The 15,263-nt window shown below is 56.5% G+C and carries 15 protein-coding genes; 3 read left to right on the plus strand and 12 right to left on the minus strand.

The genetic code is table 11. From position 1 onward, the window contains the following. Positions 1-6: 6 nt before the first annotated feature. The 11 genes from RB2501_RS15220 to mraZ form a co-directional block, all read right to left on the minus strand. Positions 7-651: a cell division protein FtsQ/DivIB gene (locus tag RB2501_RS15220; RefSeq protein ID WP_015755764.1), complete on the minus strand. Its 645-nt coding sequence runs from the start codon at positions 649-651 to the stop codon at positions 7-9. A 64-nt stretch (positions 652-715) separates the two neighbouring features. After that, positions 716-2,068, minus strand: coding sequence for a UDP-N-acetylmuramate--L-alanine ligase (locus tag RB2501_RS15225; protein ID WP_041327331.1), 1,353 nt, complete (start codon positions 2,066-2,068; stop codon positions 716-718). Further along, positions 2,068-3,159, minus strand: coding sequence for an undecaprenyldiphospho-muramoylpentapeptide beta-N-acetylglucosaminyltransferase (gene murG, locus RB2501_RS15230; RefSeq protein ID WP_041327332.1), 1,092 nt, complete (start codon positions 3,157-3,159; stop codon positions 2,068-2,070). Before murG ends, RB2501_RS15225 begins: the two co-directional genes overlap by 1 nt. After that, positions 3,146-4,342, minus strand: a complete 1,197-nt coding sequence (locus tag RB2501_RS15235) for an FtsW/RodA/SpoVE family cell cycle protein (RefSeq protein WP_015755767.1) — start codon at positions 4,340-4,342, stop codon at positions 3,146-3,148. Before RB2501_RS15235 ends, murG begins: the two co-directional genes overlap by 14 nt. Continuing rightward, on the minus strand, positions 4,343-5,737 hold the full coding sequence (murD, locus tag RB2501_RS15240) for a UDP-N-acetylmuramoyl-L-alanine--D-glutamate ligase (RefSeq protein WP_015755768.1): 1,395 nt from the start codon (positions 5,735-5,737) through the stop codon (positions 4,343-4,345). Between the two features lies 1 nt (position 5,738). Next, on the minus strand, positions 5,739-6,959 hold the full coding sequence (gene mraY, locus RB2501_RS15245) for a phospho-N-acetylmuramoyl-pentapeptide-transferase (RefSeq protein ID WP_015755769.1): 1,221 nt from the start codon (positions 6,957-6,959) through the stop codon (positions 5,739-5,741). Between the two features lie 52 nt (positions 6,960-7,011). Next, positions 7,012-8,481: a UDP-N-acetylmuramoyl-L-alanyl-D-glutamate--2,6-diaminopimelate ligase gene (locus tag RB2501_RS15250; protein WP_015755770.1), complete on the minus strand. Its 1,470-nt coding sequence runs from the start codon at positions 8,479-8,481 to the stop codon at positions 7,012-7,014. Beyond that, positions 8,478-10,484, minus strand: coding sequence for a penicillin-binding protein (locus RB2501_RS15255; protein WP_015755771.1), 2,007 nt, complete (start codon positions 10,482-10,484; stop codon positions 8,478-8,480). Before RB2501_RS15255 ends, RB2501_RS15250 begins: the two co-directional genes overlap by 4 nt. A 1-nt stretch (position 10,485) precedes the next feature. After that, positions 10,486-10,803, minus strand: a complete 318-nt coding sequence (locus RB2501_RS15260) for an FtsL-like putative cell division protein (RefSeq protein ID WP_015755772.1) — start codon at positions 10,801-10,803, stop codon at positions 10,486-10,488. A 9-nt stretch (positions 10,804-10,812) separates the two neighbouring features. Then, a complete protein-coding gene (gene rsmH / locus RB2501_RS15265) occupies positions 10,813-11,742 on the minus strand; it encodes a 16S rRNA (cytosine(1402)-N(4))-methyltransferase RsmH (RefSeq protein WP_049764906.1) in 930 nt (309 codons plus the stop codon). Then, a complete protein-coding gene (gene mraZ / locus RB2501_RS15270) occupies positions 11,729-12,193 on the minus strand; it encodes a division/cell wall cluster transcriptional repressor MraZ (RefSeq protein WP_015755774.1) in 465 nt (154 codons plus the stop codon). The genes rsmH and mraZ overlap by 14 nt, the downstream gene beginning before the upstream one ends. Before the next feature lie 273 nt (positions 12,194-12,466). On the opposite strand from mraZ, the gene RB2501_RS15275 reads away from it, so the two are divergent. Beyond that, on the plus strand, positions 12,467-13,231 hold the full coding sequence (locus RB2501_RS15275; RefSeq protein WP_015755776.1) for an alpha/beta fold hydrolase: 765 nt from the start codon (positions 12,467-12,469) through the stop codon (positions 13,229-13,231). 45 nt (positions 13,232-13,276) lie between these two features. Beyond that, positions 13,277-13,903, plus strand: a complete 627-nt coding sequence (gene yihA / locus RB2501_RS15280; RefSeq protein WP_015755777.1) for a ribosome biogenesis GTP-binding protein YihA/YsxC — start codon at positions 13,277-13,279, stop codon at positions 13,901-13,903. Positions 13,904-13,946: 43 nt separating this feature from the next. Here yihA and RB2501_RS15285 read toward each other — a convergent pair whose 3' ends face one another. Beyond that, positions 13,947-14,333: a hypothetical protein gene (locus RB2501_RS15285; RefSeq protein WP_015755778.1), complete on the minus strand. Its 387-nt coding sequence runs from the start codon at positions 14,331-14,333 to the stop codon at positions 13,947-13,949. 159 nt (positions 14,334-14,492) lie between these two features. Between RB2501_RS15285 and RB2501_RS15290 the strand changes: the two genes are divergently transcribed. Further along, complete coding sequence (locus tag RB2501_RS15290; RefSeq protein ID WP_015755779.1) at positions 14,493-15,218, plus strand: pirin family protein; 726 nt, start codon at positions 14,493-14,495, stop codon at positions 15,216-15,218. Positions 15,219-15,263: the final 45 nt, after the last annotated feature.

Here is a 15,263-nt window from a genome sequence, read left to right on the forward strand (position 1 = left end):
GCGCTTTCAGATTTTAGTGCACACCACCTGGTTGTCGAATTCCAGGCTGACTACCTCGTAGTGTGCCAGTGTTTTATCTTGAGAGGCCTTTGCGTAAAAGGCCTTGAAATTGTCAAACTTTGATTTCAGGTCCGTAACGTCTCCGAGGCGGACCACAAAATTGTCCAGGCGGAACCTGAGGCGGTAATCCGTCTCATCTTCGATATGGATCCCGATGATATTCTTGCTGAGGAACGGGTCCTCGTTGATGAATTTCAGGATCTCATACGCGTCTTCCAGGCTCTTGCCCGTAATCTTACCCGTAATGATGGGGACACGCGCGGAATGGTTGGGTGATAGCGGCATTTTTCTGCCTTCGTCGTCCAGATAAAACTGGGTATCACCCGCCACGCGTCCGATTGGATGCCGCTGGGTTATTTTCGTGATAAGCTGGCCGTCTACAGTAAGATAAACCTGGGCATTATTCACCATTTCATGAGTCCGGAGGACCGATTCCACAGTATCCAAAACTATCGCATCTTTGGGTGTATTCCGGAGGCTGCCGAATTTTTGTATTAACAATTTATTAACCGTACTTTCCGTCAGATACAGGTTGTCGGCACCTTCAAACCGAACGGTAACTCCCGAGATATCCCGTCGGTTACTGCGCACTTCTGAAAATGCGTAAAGACCTGTTATACAGATCAATAACCCTGTCAGCTTCAATGTATTCCACTTAACTTGCACAACTCAACGCTTCTTTAATCGGGTCTACTTCCAGGCCAATATCCCCCGCCCCGATAGTCAGGAGGATTTGCGGGTTTTCCCGGGTGATTTCCGGGATCAGTTCGGACTTTTTTATCAGCCGTTTCCGGGGGTTTTCGATTTGATCGAGCAACCACTGCGAATCGATGCCTTCGATGGGGTCTTCCCGGGCCGGGTAGATCTCCAGCAGCCAGATGGTATCGAAGCGGGAGAGGCTCCGGGCGAACTCCGGGCCAAAGTCCCGGGTACGGCTGAAGAGGTGCGGCTGGAACACCGCCAGGATGTCTTTGCCGGGGTGCATTTCCCGGATCGCATCGCAAACCGCATCGATCTCCGTGGGGTGGTGCGCATAATCATCGATAAAGATGCCTTGCTCGGTCTTGATTTTATAGGAGAATCGCCTTTCGACCCCCTTAAAGCTGCCCATGGCTTTAACCAGGCGGTCTGGTTGCTCGGCAACCTGGACCGCCATCGTAAAGGCAGCTAATCCATTCAACAGGTTGTGGCGCCCGGGTTTTGAAAACCGGACGGATTCAAAAACGCGGGTCGGCGTATGGATGTCGAAGCGATATGCCCCGTCTTCGGTACGCAGATTGCGGATGGAATACGCGGCATCGTCATCGATCCCGTAGGTAAGCCCTTCCAGGGGCAGCCCGTTGCGGACCACCAGCACCCCTCCGGGCCGGACCTTTGCGGCAAACTCGCCAAAGGTGGCCTTCAGCGTGGCGTCGTCCCCGTAGATATCCAGGTGGTCGGCATCCATGGAGGTTACGCAGGCAATGTCGGGTTCCAGGTAGAGGAAGGAGCGGTCGTACTCGTCGGCTTCCACAACCGAAAATTCGGTGCCCTCCATCAAAAAATTGCTGCCGAAATCCTCGGATACCCCCCCCAGGAAGGCCATCACTTCCAGGCCGGCCTCCCGGAGGAGGTGCGCCAGGATACAGGATGTCGTGGTTTTCCCATGGGTGCCGGCCACCGCCAGGCAGCGGGAGGCCCGGCTGATCATCCCGAGTACCTGGGAGCGTTTTGCCACCTCGTACCCGCCCTTGCGGAAAAAAGCGAGTTCGCTGTGCGTTGCGGGTACGGCAGGGGTATAGATGACCAGGGTCCCTTCCGGCTGCCGGAAAGCAACGGGAATCTCGTCTGCATCCTCCCGGTAATGCACGGCGATGCCCTCTGCCTCGAGTGCCCGGGTAAGCGGAGTAGGCACCTTGTCGTAACCGGCTACCTCCCGGTTGCTCCTGACGAAATACCGGGCCAGGGCGGACATGCCGATGCCCCCCACACCAATCAGATAGACCCTATGTACACGAGAGAGTTCCATCAGGCTTTCAGGATTTTTTCTATTTCGTCCACAATCTCGCGGGTTGCCCCTGGGCGCCCCAGCGCCCGGAGGTTGTCTCCCATTATTTTCATCCGGGCCGGGTTGGCCAGCAATTCGCCCAAACACGCCTCAAAGCGGTTTTCGAGTTCGGATTCCGGCAGCATAACGGCTGCGTCCCGCTCCACCATGGCCCGGGCGTTCTTGGTCTGATGATCCTCGGCCACGTTCGGGGACGGGATGAATACCACCGGTTTCCCGATCAGGCTGAGCTCCGATACGGAGCCGGCGCCGGCGCGGCTGATAATGATATCCGCCGCCGCATAGGCAGTTTCCATCTCGGAGATAAAGTCCAATACGCGCACCTGGTCGGAATCGCAATCCCGGTAGGTTGGGTAATACCCTTTCCCGCATTGCCAGATAATCTGCAGGCCCAGGTCCTGGAGAAACTGGAGTTTCCCGCCGATCAATTCGTTGATCCGGCGGGCGCCCAGGCTGCCTCCGAGGACCAGGAGGGTCTTCTTTCCGGGGTCCAGCCCCCATTTAGACCGGCTGGCAGCAGGATCCGGCAGGTTGCCGGCCAGGCTGCCCCGGACCGGGTTGCCGGTCAGCACAATCTTATCCGCCGGGAAATACCGGTCCATGCCCTCATAGGCCACAAAGATTTTCCGCGCCCTGCCCGCCAGGAGCTTGTTGGTGATGCCCGCATAGGAATTCTGCTCCTGCAACACGCAGGGAATGCCCCTGCCGGAAGCCACCCGCAGGGTCGGGCCGCTGGCAAAGCCGCCGGTTCCCACCACCAGGTGCGGCTGGAATTCCTTCACTATTTTACGTGCCTGCATCATACTTTTTATCAGTTTCAACGGGAAGATCAAATTCTTCCAGCTGAGTTTCCGGGCCAGGCCGCTGATCCAGAGTCCCCGGATCTCGTAGCCCGCCTGGGGCACTTTTTCCATTTCCATCCGGTCCTGTGCCCCCACAAAAAGGAACCGGGCGTCCGGGTAGCGCGATTTCAACTCGTTGGCAATCGCCACCGCCGGATAAATATGTCCTCCGGTACCGCCCCCGGAGAGTAAGAACCTATAGTTGTCCACTCAGTACCTCCAGAGGATGTTCCTCCGTATTTTGTTCGATTTCCTTTTGTTCGTCCTGTTTCCGGCTCGCGCTCAGGACTACCCCGATAGCCAGGCAGGTCATCCAGATGGACGTTCCCCCGGAGCTGATGAGCGGGAGGGTCTGGCCCGTTACCGGGAATAACTCCACGGCCACCGCCATGTTGATAAGCGCCTGGAAGACAATCGGCAGGCCCACGCCGATGACCAGCAGCTTCCCGAATACGGTCTGGTTGGCATTGGCCACCACCACTATCCGGAACAGCAGCAACATGTAAAAAAACAGGAGGCTCAGCCCGCCTAATAACCCGTACTCCTCAATGATTATCGCATAGATAAAATCCGAGGAGCTCTGCGGGAGAAAATTCTTCATAACGCTTTTGCCCGCGCCGTTGCCGATGAGGCCCCCGCTGGCAATGGCGATTTTTGCCTTTTCTATCTGGTAATCCCCTTCGCTGTCCGTCCCGTCCCAGAAACTCTCCACCCGGCTGATCCAGGTATCCACCCGGTTTGGGAAGACCCCGGGCATGGCCTTGGCCAGCAAGACAAAGAGCGCGAGGGTGACAATTCCCGCCCCGATGATGCTCAACAAATACTTTGTCGGGTACCCCCCGAGGAAACAAAGCATCAGGACCATGCAGAACAGGATGGCGGCGGTGGAAAAGTTAGCCGGCAGGATGAGGATCAACACCAGAAAAACCGGTAACCACAAGGGCAGGATACTCTCGGTAAACCGGATTTCCCGGTCCCGGATCTTGCTCAGGTAGCGCGCGGTATAAATCATCAGGACCACTGCCGCCAGGTTGGACGTCTGGAAGGTGATCCCCACCACCGGGAGACGGATCCAGCGGCTGGCGTTGGCACCTTCGATGGTGGTTCCCTGGGCCAGCGTATACCCCAGCAAGACCAGGACCACCGGCAGGGCGATGATCGAGAGCCCTTTAAAGAAATGCGTGGGGATTTTATGTACGCTGTAGATGATCCCGAAGCCGAGTACGAGCAACAGCCCGTGCTTGAGCAGGTGCCCCACCGTGGTGCCGTTGCCCACCACATAGACCAGGTTGCTGCTCGCGCTGTAGACCGGCAGAAAAGAAAACAGGGCCAACAGGGCCACGACGCCCCAAATGGCCTTATCTCCCTCCAGACTTTTCAGGATCCCTTTCATCTATAGTGCTTTTACTGCGTCCTTAAACTGGTCGCCCCGGTCCTCGTAATTTTTAAACAGGTCAAAGCTCGCACAGGCCGGGGAGAGCAGGACGTTATCCCCCCGCTCGGCAATTTTGTAGGCCACCTTCACGGCCTCGGACATCGCATAGGTCTCCACGAGCAGGTCAACGGCATTGCCGAAGGCCTCCACAATCCGGCTGTTGTCGGCCCCCAGGCAAATAATGGCCTTGACCTTTTCACGGACCAGGGGCATCAGCGGTTTGTAGTCGTTGCCCTTATCGACGCCGCCAACAATCCACACCGTCGGGGCCGTCATGCTGTCCAGGGCGTAAAACGTGGCATTTACGTTGGTGGCCTTGGAGTCGTTGATATACTGGACGTGATGAATCTTGAGTACCCGTTCCAACCGGTGGGGCGCCCCCTGGAAATTGGCGACGCTCTCCCGGATGCTCTCCTTGCGGATGCCGAGCAACCGGGCCACCGTGGCGGCGGCCATCGTATTCTTCATGTTGTGTCGGCCTTCGAGGGCCAGCGTGTCGTTGCTCATAGTAAGTGGCGTATTTTCTTTTTCCAATTGTATGTTTATATCGTTTCCTTTCAGCCAGCCGGCGGCCCCGGGATCTTCTTCCAGGGTCAATGGGAGGAGGTTGGCGGCAAACGCCTCCGGGTTTATTTCCCTTGCCAGCACCGGGTCGTCCCGGTCAAAAACCAGGAAATCCGAGGGCCCCTGGTTCTCGGCAATCCGCTTTTTTGACGCGATGTATCGGTCCATCCGGTATTCGTACCGATCCAGGTGGTCCGGGGTAATATTTGTGATCACCGCAATGTGCGGCCGGAAACCCAGAATGCCGTCGAGCTGGAAGCTGCTGACCTCCAGCACGTAGCAGGGGTGGGATTCCCGGGCTACCATGGCTGCGAAACTATCGCCGATATTCCCCGCCAGGGCCGCATCCATACCCCCCTGCCGCAACAGGTGGTGCGTGAGCATGGCCGTGGTGGTCTTTCCGTTGCTCCCGGTAATGGCCACCAGGGTGGCCTGGCAATACCAGGAGGCGAATTCGATTTCCGAAATCACCGGTACGCCCCTGGCCACAAGCTGCTCCACCAGGGGGGCCGTGTCCGGGATCCCCGGGCTTTTCACGCACAGGTCCGAGTCGAGGATCCGCGATTCGCTATGCCCGCCTTCTTCCCAAAGAATGCCAGTCTGATTAAGAACGTCTCTGTATTTTTCGGCTATCGGCCCATTGTCCGATACAAATACCTCAAATCCTTTTTGCTTCCCCAGCAGGGCCGCCCCAACTCCGCTTTCGCCTGCGCCCAGGACTGCCAACCTGCCGCCCTGCCGAAGCACTGCTACCTGCCGCGCCGTATCCCGTTTTGCCCCTGTTGCCATATCAGCGCACCTTCAGGGTGACGATGGTGACGATGGCCAGCAGGATCCCGATAATCCAGAACCGGGTCACGATTTTACTTTCGTGATACCCCATTTTCTGGTAGTGGTGGTGCAGGGGCGCCATCAGGAAAATCCGTTTCCCCTCCCCGAGCCGCCGCCGGGTATATTTGAAATAGCTCACCTGCAGCATCACCGAGATGGATTCGGCGAAAAAAATGCCGCAGAGCAGCGGTATCAACAATTCCTTGCGCACGATGATGGCAATCACGGCAATGACGCCCCCGATGGTCAGGCTGCCCGTATCGCCCATAAATACCTGGGCGGGATATGCATTATACCAGAGGAAGCCCACGAGCGCCCCCACGAAGGCGGCGATGAACACCACGAGTTCCCCGGCCCGGGGGATGAAAAATATATCCAGGTAATCCGAAAAGATGGCGTTCCCCGAAACCCAGGCAAATATGCCCAGGGTGAGCACGATGATGGCCGATGTCCCGGCCGCCAGCCCGTCGATACCATCCGTCAGGTTGGCCCCGTTGGAAACTGCGGTCACAATGAATATCACAATGGGGATGAACAACATCCAGCCGTATTTCTCAGCCCCTTCCCCGATCCAGCTTACCCATTGGCTGTAATCGAGTTCGTTGTCCTTGAAAAACGGGACATTCGTTTTCAGGGACTTCACCTCCTGCCCCTCCACCTCCTCTAATTCAAAGGATTCCGTAATCACGGTGGTGTTCTTTTCCTTCATGGTGACCTCCGGGTGGAAATACAGCGTGGCCCCCACGATGAGCCCGAGAACCACCTGGCCCGTGATCTTGAACCGCCCTTTGAGGCCTTTCTTGTTCTTTTTAAAAATCTTGATGTAGTCGTCGATAAACCCGATAACCCCCATCCAGAGGGTGGTTATTATCAGGAGGATCACATAGATATTGTCGAGCCGGGCAAATAGCAGGGTGGGAATCAGGGTGGAAACGATGATGATGATCCCCCCCATGGTAGGCGTCCCGGCTTTTTCCTGCTGCCCCTTGAGGCCCAGGTCCCGAACGGTTTCGCCAATCTGTTTGCGTTTGAGGAAGTTGATTACCCGTTTCCCGTAGGCGGTTGCAAGCACCAGGGAGAGCAACACGGCCATGGCCGCGCGGAAGGTCAGAAACCTAAAGAGCGACGCCCCGGGGAACTGGTACGTGCTTTCCAGATACTCGAACAGGTAATACAACATGCGTTGCCGTCTTTTATCGTTATTGCACCAGGTGCATTGATTCGTTCTTTATTCATACTTCCGAAGCCAGCCGCTCGAGCACCTCGCTGACCAGTTTGTAATCGTCGAAATCCCTGCGGACCCCGGCAATTTCCTGGTAGGTTTCGTGCCCTTTTCCGGCAATCAGGATAATGTCGCCTCCTCCGGCCATCTTGCAGGCGGTTCGGATGGCTTGTTCCCGGTCCTCGATTACGAGGACTTTCCGGACATTCTGGGGTTCCACCCCGGCCTCCATTTCCGCGATGATGTCCCGCGGGGGTTCGCGGCGGGGGTTGTCTGATGTGAATATGGCCGTTTCACTCATATCGGATGCGATATGACCCATAACCGGACGCTTAGACTTGTCACGTTCACCACCACACCCCACTACGGTGATGACGCTTTCATTTCCAGTCCTCAATGCATTGATTGTTACCAACACATTTTTTAAGGCGTCCGGAGTATGGGCATAATCAACAATAGCCGTTATGCGCTGCTTCGACACAAAATATTGGAAGCGGCCGTCAACTGTTTGCAGGCCGCTGAGTAATTGTAATATCTCGAGCTGTCCGAGCCCGAGCAGGCTGGCGGTCGCGTAGATCGCCAGTAAATTGTATGCGTTGAACTGCCCGATGAGCTTGGTCCAGACCTCGTTGTCCTGGATCTTGAGCAGTTGCCCGTCCAGCTGCTGTTCCAGAATCTGCGCGCGGAAGTCCGCATAGGAGCGAAGCGCGTAGGTGAGCTTGCGCGCCCGGGTGTTCTGGATCATGAACAGGCCGTTCTTGTCGTCGGCATTGGTCAGCGCAAATGCGCTTTTGGGCAGGCCGTCGAACAGTTTTTTCTTGGTATCCCGGTAATCGGCAAAATCCTTGTGGTAGTCCAGGTGGTCGTGGGAAAGGTTTGTGAAGATGCCCCCTTCAAAAACCAGGCCCTCTGTCCTGCGCTGGGCAATGCCGTGGGAACTGACCTCCATAAAACAGAATTCCACACCCGCCTCATTCATCCGGGACAGGTATTTATTGATCGTCAGGGAATCCGGAGTGGTCAGCCGGGTGGGGAATTCCTGGTCGTCCACCATGATTTTGATCGTCGAGATCAGCCCCACCTTGTATCCCGCCTTCTTAAAAAGCTGGTAGAGCAACGTACTCACTGTGGTCTTCCCGTTGGTCCCGGTAACCCCCACCAACCGCAGGTTGGCAGACGGGTTCCCATAATAGTTCGAGGCCATCACCGCCAGGGCCAGTTGCGTATCCGCGACTTCCACGTAGGTCACCCCGTCCGCCAGATCCTGGGGGAGTTCCTCGCAAATCACGGCGCGCACCCCGTTTTTCACCGCCCCGTCGATAAACCGGTGGCCGTCGGCCTCCGTTCCCCGGATTGCCACAAACGCATCGGACGCGCCGGTTTCCCGGGAATCGAAACGGATCGATTCAATGCCCACAGCGGTACTGCCGCTGACTGCGTGGAGGGATACCCCGAACAACAAGTCCTTGAGTTGTTTCATGAGAGTTCCAGGACAATTCGTTTGACTTCTCGGACTTTGGTTCCCTTGGAAACCGATTGCCGTTTTACCTTGCCGTTTCCACGGACTTCCACCTGCACCCCGAGGTTTTCCAGGATGGATATTGCGTCCATCCCGCTCATCCCCCGCAGGTCCGGCAGCGTTTCCGGCGCCTGGCGCGAGGTTTCATAGTATTTTTCGTATTCCGCTTCCAACCCGGAAGGGTCAATTTGAATCCCGGCCAGGTATTGCTCGCGGGGTTTATTGGCGATAACTTTCTGGGCCACCGACCGGAATACCGGCCCCGAAACGTCCGCCCCGTAGTAGCCCACGCTTTTGTCGGGTTCGTGGATAACCACAATACAGGAGTACTGGGGGTCGTCCGCAGGGAAATAACCCGCAAACGTGGAGATATACGCCAGTTTTTCCGGGTCCTTGTGCGCGTAATTCTTTTGGGCGGTACCTGTTTTACCTGCCAGCGACAGGTAAGGGGAATACAGGCTGCGGCCCGTTCCGTGCTCCCCGGATACCACATTCTTCAGCAGCCGTTGTACCTTCCGAACCGTTTCCCGGGAACATATGGCCGGGTTGATCACCTCTTTTTCGAACCGCTCCACTGTCCGGTCCCATTCCCGAACCTCCTTGATGAGCCGGGGACGCAACAGCTCCCCGTCATTGGCGATCGCATTGTAGAAGGCGAGCGTCTGAAGGGGCGTAAGGGACACTTCATAGCCGTGGGACATCCAGGCCAGGGAAATGCCCGACCACCCTTTATCCCCCGGGTTCCGGAGTACGGGTTTGCCCTCTCCCTTGATCGGCATGCCCAGCGGCTGGGCGAGCCCCATTTCCATCAGGCGGTTAACAAACCGCTGCGGGTTCTCCTTATATCCATTGTGGATGATCTTGGCGAAAGCCGTATTGGAGGATACTTCAAATGCCTTCCCGACGGATATTTCCCCATAGCCCCCGTGTTTCGAATCGCGGACCACGCGGTCGTAGATGCGCCAGTAGCCCTTTCCGGTATCCACCACGGTACTCGTATCCACCACCTGGTCCTCCAGGGCCGCCACCAGCGACATGAGTTTAAAAGTTGAACCCGGCTCGTGGGATTCGCCAATGGCGTAATTCAGCCGTTCGTAGTACGTCCCCTCGGAGGTGCGCCCCAGGTTGCTGATCGCCTTGATCTCCCCGGTGCGGGTTTCCATCACGATTACCGTACCGTGTTCCGCCTTGTAGTGTTCCAGTTGCCGCAACAGGGCATGGTGGGCGATGTCCTGTATATTGATGTCGATGGTAGACACCACGTCATACCCGTCCTGGGGCTCAATAATATTGTCCAGGCCGATGGGCTTCCACTGCCCCTTGGCAATTTTCTGTTTGAGGCGTTTGCCTTCAACCCCCCGGAGGTAGCCCCCGAAGGCGCCTTCCAGGCCCACCCGGGTGGCATAGCCGTTTTCATCAAAGCGCTCGTATCCGACGCTGCGTTCGGCGATTTTCCCTAGGGGGTGTTCCCGCACGGTACGCTGCTCCACGATGATCCCTCCCTTGTACGGGCCTTTGCGGAACAAGGGAAATTCCCGGATCGCCATGTATTCCGAGTAATCCAGGTTCCGGGCCACCAGGAGGTACCGGTTTTTGTTGGCGCGGCCCTTGCGCAATAGCTGCTCGTAATAAGCCGAAGGTTTCCCGAGCAGGTCGGACAGGGCGCGGGAGAGCGGCCCCACCCCTTGAGAAAAATCCGCATCGGAAACGGTCACCGCATCGAATCGGATGGTGTATTTGGAAACCGAAGTGGCCAGCAGGCTCCCGTCCTCGGAGTAGAGGTTGCCCCGGTTTGGGGCAATGGTAAAGAGCTTTTCGGTCCGCTGCATGGCGAGCTCGCGGTACTTATCGCCGTCCACCGTCTGGATGTTGACCAGCTTGAACACCACCGCCCCGGCAAAGAGGAACAGCCCTCCGGCGACAATATACAGGCGTACGAGTATGTTCTTCGGGGTGATAGCCACGTTATTCCTCGGGTGTTACGATTATTTTATTCGGCGGCGTTTCGGCCGGGAGCAACCCGGCTTCCTTCACGCTTTCGCGGATGGTTGATTCCAGTTTCAGCCGCTGGGCCTGCGACCGGATCTCGACAAATTCGCTGCGCAATTCCTTTACTTCCTCATTGAGTGCCGCCAGTTGGTGTACTTTTTTATCGGCAGCATGCGAACTGGCGATCATGATGGTGGCCAGCCCGGAGATAAAAACGATAAAAGCCCAATTCTTGGGGGCGTCCCCGCTTACCAGGAAGGTGCCTCTAAGTATGGATACCAAGCGTTTTCTCATGCTTCTCAATCAATTGACGGACCGCGTGTCCGTTGTTTCAATATCTGTGCGTTCTGCTATTCTGAGTTTGGCGCTCCGGGCCCTTGGGTTCTCCTCCAACTCGTCATCCCCGGGGACAATGAGCTTACCTACTTTGCGAAAGGGCGCCAGCGGGTTTCCGTAAAAATCCTTGTCAACCTCCCCCTCGAATTTCCCGGTCCGGATAAACCGCTTCACCAGTCGATCTTCCAGGGAATGGTAGCTGATCAGGCTCAAACGCCCCCCGGTCGGCAAGAGCGCAGCGGTCTGTTGCAAAAACGCCTCCAGAGCCGCGAGCTCCTGGTTCACCTCCATCCGGATGGCCTGGTAAATCCGGGCCAGCACCTTGTTCTCCTTGCCGCGGGGCAAGAAGGCGCTAACCGCTTCATTCAGGCCGTACGTGGTCTGAATGGACGCCTTGTCCCGCGCCCTGACCAACTCCCCGGCTATCTTCCCGGCGCTGCGGAGTTCCCCGTATCGCTGCAACACGCTGCGCAGCTTTTCAAAGGAATAGGTGTTGACCACATCCCGGGCCGTGATTTCCGCCCGGCGGCTCATCCGCATGTCCAGCCCGGCGTCGAAGCGGGTGGAAAACCCGCGTTCCGCACGGTCGAATTGATGGGAGGAAACCCCGAAATCCGCGAGGATCCCGTCTACCTTCAGAATGCCATAGAACTTCAAAAACTGTCGTATATACCGGAAGTTTTCCCCAATCAGCAAAAACCGTTCGTCTTCCGGCTTATTGGCCAGGGCCTCTTCGTCCTGGTCAAATGCAATCAACCTCCCTTTCGGCCCCAACCTGCCGAGGATTTCCCGGCTGTGTCCGCCCCCGCCAAAGGTGACGTCCACATAGGTGCCGTCCTCCCGGATCGCCAGCCCGTCGACCGACTCCCGGAGCAGGACCGGTTTATGATATTTCATCTCCGTCATCCCCCATCACCTCCTCGGCGAGGTCTGCAAAATCAGCAGCCGTCTCTTCGAGTACATTCTCATAGCTGTCCTTGTCCCAGATCTCCACAATATTAATTGCCGAGCTCAGGACAACTTCCTTGCCGATCCCCGCCACATCAATCAGGTTCTTGGGGATGAGCAGGCGGCCCGTGGCATCGATTTCCACCAGCTTGACCCCGGCGGTGAACCGCCGGATAAAATCATTGTTCTTTTTGCGGAAACGGTTTTTTTTGTGCATCTGCTGCATCAGCTGGTTCCACTCGGCCATGGGATATAACTCCAGGCAGGGCTGGAACACGGAACGCTTGATGACAAACCCCTCGTTCAGGATGGGAACCATCTGGTTTTTCAGCGCCACAGGGATCATAATACGGCCCTTGGAATCGGCCTTGCATTCATATGTCCCGATGAAGCTGATCACAGTTAAAGCTGGTTGTTTGGTATTATAAAACTCAAATATATAGAAATTATTACCACATTTTACCACAAATTACCACTTTGTTCATAAAAAATAGGGATTGCACCCGGAAGTCGCCAATCTGTTCCGCAATTCCGGGCGGTTTCGCAGTGGGAAGGTTGCCTGCCGCTATTCCGCCTTCAATAGCGTCTTCCAACAGGCCCGGGAAGGCCTTATAAAACCTTGCCATATGGTGGAAATGCCTATATTTGCCAACTGACAGCAGCAACCGCCTGTATGAAAGACCAGATTATCAAAGACGGTAAATACCGGTACATCGAAAAGGGCGAAGGGACCCCGATGATTATCCTTCACGGTTTGATGGGCGGCCTGAGCAACTTTCAGGGCGTCTCGGATTATTTCCCCGAAAAGGGCTACCAGGTCCTGATCCCGGAACTCCCCATCTACGACATGCCGCTTATCAAGACGAACGTGAAGAATTTTGCGCGTTTCCTGGAGGGGTTCATCGAGTACAAGGGGTTAAAAGACGTTATCCTGCTGGGGAATTCCCTGGGGGGGCATATAGGCCTGCTGCATACCAAGATGTTTCCGGAAGTAGTCCGGGCCCTGGTCATCACGGGGAGTTCCGGTTTGTACGAAAGCGCCATGGGCGACGGTTACCCCAAACGGGGCGACTACGAATTCATCAAGAAAAAGGCCGAGGACGTTTTCTACGACCCCAAGGTGGCCACCAAGGAAATCGTGGACGAGGTATACGCCACGGTGAACGACCGGATGAAGCTGGTCAAGACGCTCGCCATCGCCAAAAGCGCGATCCGACACAATATGTCCAAGGACCTGCCGGCCATGAAGACGCCCACCTGCATCATCTGGGGAGAGAACGACACGGTAACCCCGCCCAATGTGGCCAAGGAATTCCACGAACTGCTGCCGGATTCCGATTTGTTCTGGATCCCGGAATGCGGGCACGCCCCCATGATGGAACATCCGAAGGATTTTAACCGCATATTGGCTGGCTGGCTGGAAAAGCGCAACTTTTAAGGCAGCGAACCAAACCCCGGGCCTGCCCGGTAACCCGCCGTTTTTATGAAAATCCGATCTGCAGAATTCGTCGTCAGCAATACCGACGTGTCCCGGTGCCCTGCCGAGCCCCTGCCGGAATACGCTTTTATCGGCCGTTCCAATGTGGGTAAATCCTCCCTGATCAATATGCTGACCGATCGGAAACACCTGGCAAAGATCTCGGGCCGGCCGGGTAAAACCCAACTCATCAACCACTTCCGCATCAACGACAACTGGTTTTTGGTAGACCTGCCGGGATACGGGTATGCCCGGACTTCCAAAAAGGACAAGGCCGCCTTTCAAAAACTAATCCACCGGTATTTCAGGGAGCGGCGGCAATTGCTGTCGGCATTTCTGCTCGTGGATATCCGCCACGAGCCCCAGCCCATCGACCTGGAATTCATGGAATGGCTCACCGGCGAAGGAATACCCTTTGCCCTGATCTTTACCAAAGCGGACAAACTCAAACCCGGCGCCGTATCCAGGCAAACGGACGGGTACCTGCAGGCCATGCGCAACGCCGGATGGGAAGCCGACCCGCCTTTCTTTGTGACCTCCTCCCTGAAGGGGATCGGCAAGGATGAGGTACTTGCTTATATCGGGGAGATCAATCAAAATTTCCGGGAGGCTTCCGGGGGACCCCCCCAATAAAAATTACGCCAGCACCCCGCAAACTGCCAGCAGCCCCCGGCATTCACGCCAGCCGTTCCCGCAATACGTCCACCAGGACCTCGAGCCGTTTGACCGCATTCAATTCCCGTGCGGAAAGCAGTATCCGAAGGTGTCCGCTGCGCACTTGCAGCACCGCAGGCAAGGCAACAGCCTCCAGGTCCTTTTCGGCCTGGAGTTGCCGGTATTCATCGCGGTGCAGGAAATGGACGGGCCTGTCCACGGCCTGCAGGAACGCCCTCCAGGACTCCCGGGGCCCTATCGGGCCGTGCGTGAGTTTACAGAGGTTGCAGCCGTAGGTATCCGGACGCATATACTTATGAAGCGTATCCCAAAAAGCCTGGCGCCATCCGGTATCCGCATTGTAGACGAATACCAGGGTTCCGTCTTCCTCCAAAAATTCCGTGTTCATTTTTGTCTTCCTTTCCTTTCTGGCACTGCGCGCCCTTTTCAGTTGGTTCCTTCTTAGGTCAATTCCTTACAATCCCATCTCCTTTAACCTTTCATTAGGCCGGCCCGGCCGGGGAGTTCAGTAAATTAGCCGGAAGTGAAACCGGATATCCATTAAGTTATGAAAAAGATTGTACATCCCTCAGGAGATCGGGGGTTCGCCGACCACGGTTGGCTGAAAAGCAGGCACAGCTTCAGTTTTGCATCCTTCTACGACCCGGATAAAATTCAGTTCGGGGCACTGCGCGTCCTGAACGACGACCGCGTGGCTCCCGGGAAGGGGTTTGGCACCCACCCGCACCGGGATATGGAGATCATTTCCATCCCCCTGGAGGGCGCTCTGGAACACGAGGACAGCATGGGTAACAAAGCGGTAATCCGCGAGGGGGATATCCAGGTGATGAGTGCCGGCACCGGCGTCCGCCACAGCGAATACAATAAAAACCAGGACCGGGAGGTAGCCTTCCTGCAAATCTGGATCCTCCCCGATACGCCCGGGGTGAGCCCCCGGTACGATCAAATCCGGCTCGACCCGGCTGCCGCGCGAAACAAATGGTTTACCGCCCTGGGCCCGCAAGGGAAACACGACGGCCTGTGGATCCACCAGGATGCCTGGCTGCACCTCGGTCACTTTGAATCCGGACAAACACCCCGCTACTCGCTGAAGGCGCCGGAACACGGGCTTTATATTTTTGTCCTGGAAGGTGAAGTGCAAGTGGCGGATACGCGGCTGGCCGACCGGGATGCCCTGGGGGTCTGGCAAATAGGCTCGGTGGACTTCGACATCCTGGAGCAGAGCCGCATACTGCTTATCGAGGTGCCGATGGCGGAACAGGCAGGTACCTGAAGCGAGCAATCCGGCAAATTTGATATTTGTCATGAATTATTCGTA

Origin of the sequence: Robiginitalea biformata HTCC2501 (genome assembly GCF_000024125.1) — a bacterium.
GTDB classification, from domain to species: Bacteria; Bacteroidota; Bacteroidia; order Flavobacteriales; family Flavobacteriaceae; genus Robiginitalea; species Robiginitalea biformata.